The following is a 13398-nucleotide window of genomic DNA, read 5'->3' as shown; positions in this document are numbered from 1 at the left end:
CGCGCCCGAACACGGACCGGACATCATCAACCAGCTTGATCCGACCTCGCCGGGTGGCCGTTCTCCGGCGTGGCCGAGGTGGGATGCGTTTAAGGCGCCCGTTGCGCGTCGGGTGCTGATGTCCCGGCCGTTGTCACGGCTCTCGTCGCAATCGCGTCGGCGCTCTTGCCAGGTGATCCGCGCGTGAGGTGACCGCCACGCTGGGTGGATTCGCCGATTGTCGGCGCCATCGGGTTGCATGGGGGCATGGACAACCTGGAGCTCCGTGCTGAAGCCGACACCATCCTCGCTGAGCTCGTCGGTGATCCCGGGGGTTCGGCGCGGCTGCGGGAGGACCAGTGGCAGGCGGTGGCGGCTCTGGTGGAGGAGCGACGGCGGGCGCTGGTGGTGCAGCGCACCGGCTGGGGCAAGTCCGCGGTGTACTTCGTCGCCACCGCATTGCTGCGCAGGCGCGGCTCCGGTCCGACGGTGATCATCTCGCCGTTGCTGGCACTGATGCGCAACCAGGTCGAGGCGGCGAAACGAGCGGGGATCCAGGCGCGGACGATCAACTCGGCCAACCCGGAGGAGTGGGACACCATCTATGGGGAGGTCGAGCGCGGCGAGACCGACGTCCTCCTCGTCAGCCCGGAGCGCCTCAATTCCGTGGACTTCCGTGATCAGGTGCTGCCCAAGCTCGCAGCCACGACCGGCCTGCTCGTGGTCGACGAGGCGCACTGCATTTCGGACTGGGGCCACGACTTCCGGCCGGACTACCGCCGGCTGCGCACGATGCTGGCGGAGCTGCCGGAGGGTGTGCCGGTCCTCGCCACCACGGCGACCGCCAACTCTCGGGTGACCGCGGATGTGGCCGAGCAGCTGGGCACGGGGAGCGGGGACGCGTTGGTGCTGCGTGGACCGCTCGACCGGGAGAGCCTGCGGCTCGGGGTGCTGGAGCTGCCGGATGCGGCGCACCGGCTGGCGTGGCTGGGGGACCGGCTGGGGGATCTGCCGGGTTCGGGGATCATCTACACGCTGACCGTGGCGGCGGCGGAGGAGGTCGCGGCGTTCTTGCGGCAGCGCGGCTATCCGGTGGCTTCCTATACGGGGAAGACGGAGAACGCCGAGCGGTTGCAGGCGGAGGAGGATCTGCTGGCGAACCGGGTGAAGGCGCTGGTGGCGACCTCGGCGCTGGGAATGGGTTTCGACAAGCCGGACCTGGGGTTCGTGGTGCACCTGGGGTCGCCCTCGTCTCCGATTGCCTATTACCAGCAGGTGGGGCGTGCGGGGCGTGGTGTGGACCATGCGGATGTGTTGCTGCTGCCGGGGCGGGAGGACGAGGCGATCTGGGCGTACTTCGCTTCGGTGGGCTTCCCTCCCGAGGAGCAGGTGCGTCGCACCCTGGCGGTACTGGAGGAGGCGGGCCGTCCGCTGTCGCTGCCGGCGCTGGAGCCGTTGGTGGATCTTCGGCGCTCGCGCCTGGAGACGATGCTGAAGGTCCTGGACGTGGACGGGGCGGTCAAGCGTGTGAAGGGCGGCTGGACCGCCACCGGGCAGCCGTGGGCGTACGACGCGCAACGGTACGCCTGGGTCGCGAGGCAGCGGGCGGCGGAGCAGCAGGCCATGCGCGACTACGTCTCGGCGACGGGCTGTCGGATGGAGTTCTTGCAGCGGCAGCTGGACGACGAGAAGGCAGTCCCGTGCGGCCGCTGCGACAACTGCGCCGGACCCTGGCTGGAGGCGGCCGTGTCTCCCGCGGCCCTCGCGTCGGCGACCGGCGAACTGGACCGCCCGGGGGCCGAGCTTGAGCCTCGCAAGATGTGGCCGACCGGGCTCGCCGCGGTCGGCATGGACCTCAAGGGCCGAATCCCTGCGGGCCAGCAGGCGGCCACCGGGCGCGCGTTGGGCAGGCTGTCGGACATCGGCTGGGGCAACCGGCTGCGCCCCCTGCTGTCGGCGCAGGCCACGGACGGGCCTGTCCCGGACGATGTGCTGGCCGCCGTCGTGACGGTGCTGGCCGACTGGGCCCGCTCACCGGGCGGCTGGGCCGGCGGTGCCCCTGACGCGGTGGCGCGGCCGGTGGGGATCGTCGCCATGCCGTCCCGTACCCGTCCGCAGCTGGTCGGCTCACTGGCCGAGGGCGTGGCCAGGGTCGGCAGGCTCCCGCTGCTGGGCAGCCTCGCCTACACCCCGGAGGCCGACGCGTACCCGGCGCACCGCAGCAACTCCGCCCAGCGGCTGCGCGCCCTGGCCGCCTCGTTCACCGTGCCCGACGCACTCTCCGCAGCCCTGGCCGCGTCCCCCGGCCCGGTCCTGCTCGTCGACGACTACACCGACTCCGGCTGGACCCTGGCCGTAGGTGCACGCCTCCTGCGCCAGTCCGGTGCGGGCGAGGTGCTCCCGCTCGTCCTTGCGCTGGCCGGGTAGGCGAACTCCGCCCGTCTTCTCGATCAGGCCGGGCTCGCCCGCCGCTGGGAACCCGAAGGATTCCGGCTCCGGCTGTTGCTCACCGCCGCCGAACTCGTGCCACCGCCTGCCTGACCGGTGGCGTTGGGCCGGCGTCCCCACCCGGGCCGTCTACCGGCTCCGGGCCCGCGGCCTGTCCCGCCCCCGAAAAGACCACACCGCACAAACACAGAGTTCCCGCCGGTCAACTGATGGTGACTCATGAACGAGTGGGGCCAAAGGCTGTCCCGTAATCCCGGACGGGCGCACGACGACAGCTACGGCATCTCGCCGCGTTGTCGGAGCGCTCGAATGCGCCCAGTATCGCGGCGCCCCTCCGCCGTGCGGGGCACCGTGTCTGCCGCCGTGCGCTGATCCACCGGGGATTACGGGACAGCCCTTACTGAAGCGCCTGCGGCCCCGACCCCGTAAAGCAAAGGCAAAGATATGCCTCTGCGGGAAGTGGCACATGGTCTGTTTTGAGCCACGCGGCAGAAGTCGCCCCTGCCGGCATCCGTGGTGGAGTATTCGGCGTGGAAGGGGCTGCCGTCGCTCCCGGTCGGGCCAGGGGCCCTGCCGTTGTGCAGGGAGATCGAATGCCGGATCAGGGTTCGGGACCGGATGGTTCCAGCCAGAGTAGGGGTGCAAAGTAGGGGTACTCCCGGCCTTGATCGCTCTGCTAGACATGGTTCTACCGAAACGCGCGTACGGAAGTGGCGGAAGGGTTCGAGCCGCCGAACGAGCGCGCTGCATCTGGGGCTTGGACAGGGAGTTTCAGTTCGTTGAAAAAGCAAGAAACTAGCCTCTGGGTTCGCCGCTACCACGCTTCGGACGAAAGCCCGATCCAATTGGTCTGTCTGCCGCACGCCGGCGGCTCGGCCTCCTTCTACTTCCCCATGTCCCAGGTGCTGGCTCCGGCGGTGGACGTGCTCTCGGTGCAGTACCCCGGCAGGCAGGACCGCAGGGACGAGCCCGGGATCGTCGACATCGGCGCCTACGCGGACGCCCTGACCGGGCAGCTCGTACCGTGGCTCGATCGCCCCCTGGCGTTCTTCGGCCACAGCATGGGCGCGATTCTCGCCTTCGAGGTGACGCGCAGGCTGGAGCGTGACCACGGCGTCACTCCGGTGCGGATTTTTGCTTCCGGCCGACGCTCGCCCTCCAGTTTCCGCCACGAGACCGTGCATCTGCGTGATGACGACGGGATTGTGGCGGAAATGCGGGAACTCAGCGGGACCGACGCGAAGATACTCGGAAACGAAGAAATCCTCCGCATGGTGCTCCCCGCTATCCGAAGCGACTACACCGCCATCGAGAACTACCGTGCCGCGCCGGAAGACGTCGTGCGTACTCCCATCACGGTGCTGACCGGTGACGCAGACCCGAGGACCAGCCGGGAAGAGGCGGACGCCTGGAAGGCGCACACGACCGGTGGATCCGACATGCATTGTTTCCCGGGTGGCCATTTCTTCTTGGCGAATCATCAGGAACAGATCATGAAAATTGTTTCGGAGGAACTCGCCGCAGCAGCTCGAAAAGAGTGAGCAGAACGCCGTGAACCGGTCCGGGGAAACCCGGCACGCCCCGTGCCAACCTCCGCTGCAGCGCGGAGCCGGGAAGCCGAATGACCAACGGCCGACCGGTGGCGACCGAAAGGGGCAGGCCACGGTGACGGGCCACCGGTGCATACGGTGCGCCGGAACACCAAGCGGTGCGGCGGCGCGCCTGCGTCGGGCACCCACCGGGCCCATGGCGAGGTCTTAGCAAGTCGTGCAGTTCGGGGGAAGGAAAGTCAATGGCGGTTAGGCTCGTCGAGCGCGAGAAACAGCTGGAGACACTGAAGGAATTGCTCGGCAGCGCAATGCGTGGCCGGGGACGCGTCGCCGTCATCAGTGGGGCAGTCGCCGGCGGGAAAACGAGTCTGCTGGAGACCTTCACCGAAGAGGCGATCTCCGCGGGCGCGCTGGTGCTGGAAGCCGCGGGCTCCCGGGCGGAGCGCTATCTGCCCTTCGGTATTCTGCGCAGAATCCTCGACAGTGCGGCCCCCCTGTCGCCCGAGGTCCACGCCTACGCCACCGAACTGCTGGACCGCGTCTCCGCCGAGACGACGGACGCCGAAGGTACCGTCGAGGCCGGTATGCGCGTCCTGCCCCATGTCGCCACCGCGCTGTTGCGGATCGCCCGGAACCGGACCGTCGTCATCGCGGTCGACGACGTCCACCACGGCGACGAACTCTCCCTCGCCTTCCTGCTGTGCCTCGCTCGCCGAGTGCGGCAGGCGGGTGTTCTGATCGTGCTCACCGAAGCCGTCCGGCTGCGGTCCGCGCAGCTCGCCTTCCACGCCGAACTGCAGCGCCAGCCCAACTGCACCAGCCTCCGGCTTCCCCTGCTCACCATGGGCGGCACCGCGCGCGTCCTCGCCGACCACTTCTCCCCATCGGCGGCGCAACGGCTGTCCGCCGAGTGCCAGGAGACCACCGGCGGCAATCCGCTGCTGGTCAGGGCGCTGGTCGACGACGGCCTCACGGCGCTCGGGGACAGCGAGCCCTTCCAGCGGCTCGCCCCCGCCGAAACCTTCGAGCGCGCCGTGCTCGACTGTCTGCACCGCGGCGACCCCGAATTGCTGACCGTCGCCCGGGGCGTCGCCGTACTCGGTGGCGCCTGCTCCGCGGTCCTGCTCAGCCGGATCGTCGACCTGCACGTCAAGGCCACCGAACAGGCTCTCCAGGACCTCAGCCGGTGCGCCGTCCTGCAGGGCGGCTCCTTCCGCGACCCCGCGGCCCGCACCGCCGTCCTGGAAGCCACCCCTCCCGCCGCGCTGTCCGCACTGCACCTGCGCGCCGCGAGACTCCTGCACCAGGAAGGCGCGACGGCGCTCGATGTCGCCCGCCACCTCCTCGCCGCCCGCAAGAACGTCGAGGACTGGGCGATCCCCGTCCTCCAGGAGGCGGTCGAGTACGCCCTCGTCGACGACGAGCACGAACTCGCCCTGCGCTGCGGGGAGCTGGCGGTCGCCTCCTGTGCCGAGGGCCCCCGGCACGCCGCCCTCAAGTCCCGGCTGGTGAGCATTGTCTGGCGCAGTAGCCCGGCCGCGGCCGAGGGGCATCTGCGGCAGCTGTCCCGCGAGCTCGCCGCCGGCCGGCTCGCCGATCGTGATCTCGTCCAGGCTGTGTCGCTCCTGGTGTGGATGGGGGAGTCCCGGGGCGCGAGCGAGGCAGTACTGCAGCTGCAGAAGACCGACAGCAAGGCCGAGGCGGCCGGACGGGCGCCTGCGTACGACCCGAGCACGCTCGCCGCCGCCCAGAGCTGGCTCTCGATGGTCAGCCCACCGACCCGCGACATCTTCGACGCCCTGGACCCGCGGTGGACAACGCTGTCAGGCGCGCCGGGGGCGCTGCCCGTCGTGGGGCTCGAGACCGTCCCGTACGACATGCCCGACAACGCCTACGTCCAGGCTGCCGACGCCGTCCGCACTGCCCTGCGCGGCGGGACCCAGGCCGACGCCGCCGTCAGCAAGGCCACCCGGGTGCTCCAGCGCTACCACCTCAGCGACCGCACCCTCCAGCCACTCGTTTTCGCCCTCCTCGCCGTCGTCTACGCGGGACGCCTCGACCTTGCCTTCGCCTGGTGCGAACGACTGCTCGGCGAGTGCTCCGCCCACAACGCCCCGACCTGGCAGGCCGCCCTCGGCGTGGTCCGGGCCGAGATACTGCTGCGCCAGGGCGATCTGCCCGGCGCGGCCGCCCAGGCACGCCACGCCATGTCCCGCATCTCCTTGCAGAGCTGGGGCGTGGGCATCGCACTGCCGCTGGCCATCCTCGTCGAGTCCGAGGTCCAGATGGGCGACCACGAGGCGGCGATGAGCCTGCTCGAACAGCCCGTGCCCGAGGCCATGTTCGACACCCTTGCCGGCCTGCACTACCTCAGGGCCCGGGGCCGCTGCCACCTGGCCACCGGCCGCTACCACGCCGCCGTGCGAGACTTCCTGAACTGCGGCGAGCTGATGCAGGCCTGGGGCATGGACGCGGCGGAGCTGGTGCCGTGGCGGCTGGATGCCGCCGAGGCGTGGCTGGCCCTCGGCAACGTCGCGCGCGCGAAGGAGTACACCGAGCAGCAGAAGCAGCGCGAGACGGGGCCCGCGGGCAGCCGGACGCGTGGCTTCCTGTTGCTCACGCTCGCCCAAACCGGCGGTGACCTCACGTTCCGGCTCAAGCGGCTCATCGAGGCCGTCGAGACCCTGGAGGAGGGCGGGAACCGGCTCCAACTGGCGGTGGCGCTGGGGGAGCTGGGCCGCGGCTACCGTGCGCTGGGCGATTTCAACCGGGCCCGGATGCTGGTGCGCAAGGCCTGGCACGTCGCCAAGTCCTGCGGCGCCGAACCGCTGTGCCAGCAGTTCATGCCGGGCCAGGTCGACGGGGAGGCCGGTGCGCAGAGCGGCCGGGAGGCAGAGCTCCTCAGTGAGGTCGAGGTCCTGTCCGAGGCCGAGGCGCGGGTCGCGCTGCTGGCGGCGCGCGGCCACACCAACCGTGAGATAGCGACCAAGCTCTATGTCACGGTGTCGACGGTCGAGCAGCATCTGACGCGCATCTATCGCAAGCTGAAGGTGAAGCGGCGCCGCGATCTGCCCGCACGGCTGTCGGACATGAGCCTGCCGAGTATCGCCTGACCGCGCTCGGCGCCGGGAGGGCGGTGCTCGCCGTCCCGGGGCCGAACCCGTCAGGACAGCAGGCCGCGCTCCAGTGCCGTGATCACCGCGGCCGTCCGGTCCGAGACCGACAGCTTCTTGAACGACCGCAGCAGATGCGTCTTCACCGTGGCCTCGCTGATGAACAGACGACGGCCGATGTCCGCGTTGGTCAGCCCGAGGCTGACCAATTGGAGCACCTCGCGCTCACGGTCCGACAGCACGGGCGGCTCCACCACCCGGGCCCGGAACAGCTTGGGGGCCAGCGACGGCGTCAGGACCGTCTCGCCGCGGGCCGCCGCCTTCACCGCCTGCACCAGGTCGTCGCGCGAGCTGCCCTTGAGCAGGTAGCCCGCCGCGCCCGCCTCCACGGCCCGCAGGATGTCGGTGTCGCTCTCGTACGTCGTCACGATCACCACCTTGGTGGCCGGAGCGGCGCGCAGCAGGTGGCCGGTGGTCTCCACCCCGTCCATCCCACCCATCCGAAGGTCGAGCAGGACGATGTCGGGAGCCAGCCTGGTGACCATCGCAATCGCCTCCTCGCCCGAGTCGGCCTGCCCGACGACGCTCACGCCGTCGGCGGACTGCAGCATCGAGCGCAGACCCTCCCGTACGACCGGATGGTCGTCGACCAGCATCACGCCGATCGTCTTGTCAGCGCTCATCGGCTTCCTCTCCACTCGCGGGCACGGGCACTGTCACCTCGATGGTGGTGCCCTGCCCGGGGCTGCTGACCACGGTCGCCGCCCCGCTGATCTCGTGCACGCGGGTCTGCATGCCGCGCAGCCCGCTTCCCTGCTGGTCCCCGGTGACGGCGAACCCGGGTCCGTCGTCCCGTACGAGCAGCCGCACGGTGTCCTGTGCGTACACGAGCCGGATCTCGGCCGTGCGCGCCTTGCCCGCGTGCTTGCGGATGTTCGCGATGGCCTCCTGGAGGGAACGCAGCAGGACCACGCTGACCGCCATCGGCAGCTCCCGCTCGTCTCCCTCGACGGTGACGTGCGCCCGCATGCCGGTCTGCGCCGTCAGGCCCTCGGCCTGCCGCCGCGTCGCCTGCACCAGCGAGGACTCCTGCAGCGCGGGCGGGGTGAGCTCGGTGACGAACTCGCGTGCCTCCGCCAGGCTTTCGCGGGCCACGCGCCCCGCCAGCTCCAGATGCGACCGGGCCAGTTCCGGGTCGGCCGTGAAGTCGGTCTCGGCGGCCTGTACGAGGCCGATGATGCTGGTCAGGCCCTGGGCGAGGGTGTCGTGGATCTCCCGAGCGAGCCGCTCGCGCTCGGCGGAGACCCCCGCCTTGCGCGACAGCCGGGCGACTTGCTCGCGGTTGCGGTGCAACTCCTCGATGAGATCGGCCCGTTCCCGGCTCTGCCGGGTCACGCGGGTGATCCACAGCCCGAGCATGACCGACAGGGCGATGCCGAGGAGCGAGGTGGGCAGGACGGCCAGGATGTCGCGGCTCAGGGTGCCGCCGCGCAGCCACACGACGGTGACCGGCATCAGATTGGCCAGCGTGACCACGGCGATCGCCGGTGAGGTCGCCAGGCTCATCATCAGCATCGGGACCACGGCGAACAGCGCGAACGAGGCGGCGAGGTCGAAGACCACGGCCACCGCGAACAGCACGAACAGGCCGACGGAGAAGACGATGCTGCGCCGGCCGTGCCCCTGGCCCTCGTCGATCATCGTGCTGCGCCCCAGGGCGGCGTACCAGGGAACGGCCACCGTCAGCGCGGCCATGGCCACGGCACGGTGGACCTGCTCACCCGCGGAGGTGAACAGCAGCATGGTGGTGACGGCGTACGAGACCGCGAAGAGAGCGTCCCACAGGCCGAACCACCGGGTTCCCGCCTCGGGCGCGTGATGCGGGCCGTCGGTCGCCTGCGCCGCCCGGGTTTCAGTGCTCACCCGACAAGTCCTATCACTCCCGCCGGGCGCGGTACGAGGGCGGCCCGGCGGCGTCCACCGTGTCCACCGGTCGGTGGACAGCGGAACCCACCGGTCGGTTGTCCTCGCATCCCTCGCCCGCCCCCTAACGTTGCAGGTGAGAGGCATGAAGTTACCGCAATGCCGGACGACAGGCACTGCCGAAGCAAAGGAAGAGGTCCATCCCCTGAGCCCGTTCTTGAACGCACTGAGCGCCGGCGGGATGATCCTGGTCATCATTCTGTCGACCGACCTCGGCACCCGCCGCGTCACCAATATGCGGATGCTGCCCCCGATCCTTGCGGTCGTCATGGCCCTCGCGCTCTTCGTGCACACGCTGCCGATCGACGGCAACGACCCCTCGCTCCAACTGGCGGGCATCGGCGGCGGTATCATCTGCGGACTGGTCGCCGCGGCACTGCTCCCCGCCCACCGGGACGCCGCCGGTGAGGTCTACACCAAGGGCGGTATCGGCTACGCGCTGGTGTGGACCGCACTGTCTGCCCCGCATGTGCTCTTCGCCTACGGTTCACAGCACTGGTTCAGCGAGGGCATCGTCCGGTTCAGCACCGACTACAAGCTCAGCGGACAGGCCGTCTACTCCAACGCCTTCGTCTTCATGGCCCTGGCCATGGTGCTGACGCGGATCGCCGTCCTGCTGAACAAGCGTCGCCGGCTGCGCGACGGCCAGACTCCTGCGGTCGGCAACACGGCGGCACACCAGGCGAGTTCCGCCCATACGCACTGATATGACGGAGCGTCAGATCCGGCTGCGGTGCAAGATCGTTCCAGAACTAGGGTGAAGCAGTGAAACACATGGATGATGTCAGGCTCAGGCCCCCGCGCAATCGTGTCGAAGCCCGGGCAGTGGGCTGGTGGACGCTTCAGTCTGCGATGTTCGCCCTGCCCCTGCCGATCGTCTTCGGCGTGCTGTATCTCTCCATCCCGCCCGCCAGGCCGTTCTTCGGCTGGGCCTTCGTGATCTCGCTCGTACCGGGCCTCGCCTACATGGCCGTCATGCCCGTCTGGCGCTACCGGGTGCACCGTTGGGAGACCACCGACGAAGCCGTCTACGCGGCGTCCGGCTGGCTCTGGCAGCGCTGGCGGGTCGTGCCGGTGTCTCGTATCCAGACCGTGGACACCCTGCGCGGACCTCTCCAGCAGCTCTTCGGCCTCTCCGGCATCACCGTCACCACCGCCTCCTACTCCGGCGCCGTGAAGATCAAGGGAATCGACCGCCGGATCGCGCAGGAAGTGGTCGAGCACCTCACCAGGACGACCCAGGCCACGCCGGGAGACGCGACATGAGCCACGGCACCGAACAACGGGAGGCCACCGGAACCTCCCACGGCGCCGCCGAAGGCCCCGAATGGAGCAGGCTCAGCCCCAGACTGCTGTGGGTCAACCTCAGCATGCTCGCCGGACCGCTCGCCCTGTTCGCCGTCACGGTCGCCTTGACCGGCGCCAACCTCCAGGCCATCATCTCGCTCGGCTCACTGGTGATCACCTTCCTGGTCATCACCGGGATCAGCACGATGCGGCTGCTGACCACCCGCTTCCGCGTCACCGGCGACCGCGTCGAACTGCGCTCCGGCCTGCTCTTCCGCAGCCGCCGCTCGGTCCCCGTCGACCGGATCCGCAGCGTCGACCTCGAAGCCAAGCCGATGCACCGCCTCTTCGGCCTCACCTCGCTGCGCATCGGCACCGGCGAACAGAGCTCGTCCGCCGGCCGCCAGCTCTCCCTCGACGGCATCACCAGGCGTCAGGCGAGGGAACTGCGCAGGCTCCTCCTCGCCCGCCGTGGCAGCGGCCGCGCCACCGGCCGGGACGAAGACGTCACCATCGCCGAGATGGACTGGGCCTGGCTGCGCTACGCGCCGCTCACCGTCTGGGGCGTCGGCAGTGTCTTCGTCGGCGTCGGCTCCGCCTACCGCATCCTGCACGAGATGAAGGTCGACCCGCTCGAACTGGGCATCGTCAAGGACATCGAGGACCGCTTCGGTTCCGTGCCCCTGTGGTTCGGCATCCTCGTCGCCGTCGTGATCATCGCCGTCGCGGGTGTTGCGATCTCCACCGCCACCTTCGTCGACTCCTGGACCAACTACCGCTTGGAGCGGGAGCAGGACGACAGCTTCCGAATCCGCCGCGGACTGCTCATCTCCCGCTCCGTCACCATCGAGGAGCGCCGGCTGCGCGGCGTCGAGGTCGCCGAGCCGATGCTGCTGCGCTGGGCGGGCGGCGCCAGCCTGAGCGCCATAGCCAGCGGCCTCAGCAACAGCGACGAGAACCGAAACCGCTGCTCCCTCACCCCGCCCGTGCCCCGGGACGAGGCCCTGCGGGTCGCCGCCGACGTCCTCGCCGAGGAACAGTCCCCGACGGAGCTGACCCAGCTCGTCCCGCACTCCCGCGTCGCCCTGCGCCGTCGCATCAACCGCGGCCTGCTGGTCCTCGCGCCTGTCGTCGCGATCCCGCTGGGCCTGGGGCTGTGGCTCACCCCGGTCCTGGTGCACACGGCCTGGATCACGGCACTCGTCGGCCTGCCGGTCGTCATCGTCCTCGCCAACGACGCCTACCGTGCCCTCGGCCACGGAATCCGCGACCGCTACCTCGTCGTCCGTGCCGGCACCTTCACCCGTCGCACCGTCGCCCTCCAGCGGGACGGGGTCATCGGCTGGAACATCAGCCGCTCCTACTTCCAGCGACGCAACGGACTGCTCACCATCGGCGCCACCACCGCGGGTGTCGGCTGCTACAAGGTGAGGGACGTATCCGTCGGCGTCGGCCTCGCCTACGCCGAAGAGGCCGTACCCAAGCTGCTCGCCCCGTTCATCGAACGCGTCCCGCGCGGCTGACCCCCAGACCAACTGGCGATCCCCCGAGAGGTGGAGGGGCGGCTCCCCCGTGCCGTCCCTCCACCTCGCACCCATCGCCCCGCACACGGTAGGGGCCGTACCCGGAAACGACTTCCGGGTACGGCCCCTACCGCTCTTCCTCCGCACGCTCAACCGACCAGCTCCTCCAGCCTCGGCACCAGCGACACGGGAGAGGGCATCGTCCCGATCTCCCGGCGCACCTCGCGCGCGACCGCCGTCATCTTCTCGTCCGACAGCAGCTGTCCGAGCACCTCCGCGCCGAGGTCGTCGGCCGTGCCGAGCAGACCCGCACCCCGGTCCCGTACGGCCTCCGCATTGATGTGACGGTCCGCTCCGTCCGGAAGAACGAGCTGCGGCACCCCCGCGTTCAGCGCCGCCAGCGTCGTCCCCGCACCACCGTGGTGCACCGCCGCGTCGCAGGTCTGCAGCAGCGCCGTCAGCGGCACCCACCCCACGGCCCGTACGTTGGCGGGCAGTTCGCCGAGGGCCGTCGTGTCCACATCGCCCAGCGCCAGCACGAACTCCGCGTCCACCTCGGAAGCCGCCGCCGCAAGCCGCTGCACCGGGCCCAGGCCGTTGATGTGTACCGAGGCCGTGCCCAGCGTCACCCCGACCCGGCGGCGCTTCGGCTGCTCCAGCAGCCAGTCCGGCAGCACGTCGCCGCTGTTGTACGGGACCGGCCGCATCGACCAGCCGTCCCGCTCGGGCTCCGCCATGCTCGGCGGCGCGATGTCGATCGTCGGCACCCGGTCGGGCACCTGGTCCACGCCGTGCCGCGCCATCGTCTCGGTGAGCATCGCCACCGTCAGCTCGCGCAGCTGCGTACCCCGCGCGAAACCGAAGTTGTGCTGCACGGCCGGCACACCCAGCCGCGCCGCTGCGATCAGACCGGCCACGAAGATCTGCTCGAAGACGATCAGATCGGGCCCAAAGGCGTCGGCAGTCCGCACGATGCCGTCCGCCAGGTGGTTGTTGAGGTGGGCGAAGAGCGTCAGCCCGTCCTTGGTGTCGACACCGCCCGGACCGCGCAGGCGGGCCATCAGCTCACCGGCCGTCGACTGGAGGAAGCTCTCCAGCTGGAAACCGGGGGAGACATCCGCCACATGCAGACCGGCGTTGGCGACCTCCAGCGCGTCGCCCGCGCTGGCGAACAGCACCTCGTGCCCGGCCGAGCGCAACGCCCAGGCCAGCGGAACAGTGGGAAAAACATGGCCAATGGCCGGATACGAGACGAACAGTACGCGCATGGAAACGCGCCCTCCTTGGGTAGCTTTGTGTTTTCCAGGCCGGAGGGTCGACGATGGAATAGCATGGCTATTCTTGCAATTACCAGCCTTGTCAGCGCATCCTGATGCAGTCGCGCATACGGAGTCAAGGCGCTGTCCGCAGGCCGGGTTAGGGGTCCGTAGGGGCTTGTTAGGGGTTTCTCCCAGTTCTCCCGCATGCAAGAGTGACCCCTGGTCTTGGATTCTTTATTCGGGGGTAGTGGAGCGC

The 13398-nt window shown here is 69.9% G+C and carries 9 protein-coding genes; 6 read left to right on the top strand and 3 right to left on the bottom strand.

All coding sequences use genetic code 11. The features are described from left to right. Window positions 1–246 precede the first annotated feature (246 nt). From ACGFZK_RS26730 to ACGFZK_RS26720, 3 genes are all read left to right on the top strand, one after another. The gene (locus ACGFZK_RS26730; protein ID WP_393851397.1) at window positions 247–2406 is read left to right on the top strand and encodes a RecQ family ATP-dependent DNA helicase; all 2160 of its coding nucleotides are present in this window, start codon (window positions 247–249) and stop codon (window positions 2404–2406) included. Between the two features lie 800 nt (window positions 2407–3206). Further along, window positions 3207–3968, top strand: a complete 762-nt coding sequence (locus ACGFZK_RS26725; RefSeq protein WP_393851396.1) for a thioesterase II family protein — start codon at window positions 3207–3209, stop codon at window positions 3966–3968. Between the two features lie 251 nt (window positions 3969–4219). Continuing rightward, window positions 4220–7090: an AAA family ATPase gene (locus ACGFZK_RS26720; RefSeq protein WP_393851395.1), complete on the top strand. Its 2871-nt coding sequence runs from the start codon at window positions 4220–4222 to the stop codon at window positions 7088–7090. Between the two features lie 50 nt (window positions 7091–7140). Here the strand turns inward: ACGFZK_RS26720 and ACGFZK_RS26715 are convergent, their stop codons facing one another. Both ACGFZK_RS26715 and ACGFZK_RS26710 read right to left on the bottom strand, forming a co-directional pair. Continuing rightward, on the bottom strand, window positions 7141–7773 hold the full coding sequence (locus tag ACGFZK_RS26715; RefSeq protein ID WP_393851394.1) for a response regulator: 633 nt from the start codon (window positions 7771–7773) through the stop codon (window positions 7141–7143). Beyond that, a complete protein-coding gene (locus ACGFZK_RS26710; protein WP_393851393.1) occupies window positions 7763–9013 on the bottom strand; it encodes a sensor histidine kinase in 1251 nt (416 codons plus the stop codon). The genes ACGFZK_RS26715 and ACGFZK_RS26710 overlap by 11 nt, the downstream gene beginning before the upstream one ends. 217 nt (window positions 9014–9230) lie before the next feature. Between ACGFZK_RS26710 and ACGFZK_RS26705 the strand changes: the two genes are divergently transcribed. The 3 genes from ACGFZK_RS26705 to ACGFZK_RS26695 all read left to right on the top strand — a co-directional run bounded on the left by ACGFZK_RS26705 (window position 9231) and on the right by ACGFZK_RS26695 (window position 11883). Then, window positions 9231–9779, top strand: a complete 549-nt coding sequence (locus tag ACGFZK_RS26705) for a hypothetical protein (RefSeq protein ID WP_393851392.1) — start codon at window positions 9231–9233, stop codon at window positions 9777–9779. A gap of 68 nt (window positions 9780–9847) precedes the next feature. Then, a complete protein-coding gene (locus ACGFZK_RS26700; RefSeq protein WP_393851391.1) occupies window positions 9848–10339 on the top strand; it encodes a PH domain-containing protein in 492 nt (163 codons plus the stop codon). Then, window positions 10336–11883: a PH domain-containing protein gene (locus tag ACGFZK_RS26695; protein ID WP_393851390.1), complete on the top strand. Its 1548-nt coding sequence runs from the start codon at window positions 10336–10338 to the stop codon at window positions 11881–11883. The genes ACGFZK_RS26700 and ACGFZK_RS26695 overlap by 4 nt, the downstream gene beginning before the upstream one ends. A gap of 149 nt (window positions 11884–12032) precedes the next feature. On the opposite strand, the gene ACGFZK_RS26690 is transcribed toward ACGFZK_RS26695, so the two are convergent. Next, window positions 12033–13151 (bottom strand): nucleotide disphospho-sugar-binding domain-containing protein, encoded by a 1119-nt coding sequence (locus tag ACGFZK_RS26690; RefSeq protein ID WP_393851389.1) that lies wholly within the window; start codon window positions 13149–13151, stop codon window positions 12033–12035. Window positions 13152–13398: the final 247 nt, after the last annotated feature.

The sequence above is a fragment of the Streptomyces sp. NPDC048257 genome, assembly GCF_043201855.1.
Lineage (GTDB): Bacteria > Actinomycetota > Actinomycetes > Streptomycetales > Streptomycetaceae > Streptomyces.
Note: the sequence above shows the minus strand (reverse complement) of the source record. Positions and strands in the feature narration are given on the sequence as shown.

Bases quoted from the DNA above. Each gene is read 5' to 3' on its own strand.
- ACGFZK_RS26730 (WP_393851397.1), top strand. From the start codon at position 247: ATGGACAACCTGGAGCTCCGTGCTGAAGCCGACACCATCCTCGCTGAG.
- ACGFZK_RS26720 (WP_393851395.1), top strand. From the start codon at position 4,220: ATGGCGGTTAGGCTCGTCGAGCGCGAGAAACAGCTGGAGACACTGAAG.
- ACGFZK_RS26715 (WP_393851394.1), bottom strand. From the start codon at position 7,773: ATGAGCGCTGACAAGACGATCGGCGTGATGCTGGTCGACGACCATCCG.
- ACGFZK_RS26700 (WP_393851391.1), top strand. From the start codon at position 9,848: ATGGATGATGTCAGGCTCAGGCCCCCGCGCAATCGTGTCGAAGCCCGG.
- ACGFZK_RS26695 (WP_393851390.1), top strand. From the start codon at position 10,336: ATGAGCCACGGCACCGAACAACGGGAGGCCACCGGAACCTCCCACGGC.
- ACGFZK_RS26690 (WP_393851389.1), bottom strand. From the start codon at position 13,151: ATGCGCGTACTGTTCGTCTCGTATCCGGCCATTGGCCATGTTTTTCCC.